Raw genomic sequence first — 267 nt, forward strand, 5'->3', positions numbered from 1 at the left:
GCGGCCACATGTGGAACATTGTGCCACTGGATGGCCAGAATTACCTGGTGGACGTGACCAACTGCGACGAGGGTACCGTCGGCAGCCCTGACCAGCTCTTTTTGGCCGGTACTGCCGGCAGTGTGAAGGATGGGTATACCTTCACCCTCAACGGTGGCCGCAGCACCATTACCTATACTTATTACGATGACTGCAAGGACCTTTACGGCGAAGGACCGCTGACCCTGGCGGCAACCGACTACGGTCCCAGCCAGCCCTCCCATGACC

At 59.2% G+C, this 267-nt stretch carries 1 protein-coding gene; it reads left to right on the forward strand.

Annotated elements, in window-relative coordinates; translation table 11 throughout:
* Positions 1-267, forward strand: a 267-nt coding sequence (locus H6B10_RS16240) for a hypothetical protein (RefSeq protein ID WP_430661780.1), incomplete at both ends; no start/stop codon positions are given.

It is taken from the genome of Gemmiger formicilis (genome assembly GCF_016901605.1).
GTDB lineage: Bacteria > Bacillota > Clostridia > Oscillospirales > Ruminococcaceae > Gemmiger > Gemmiger formicilis_B.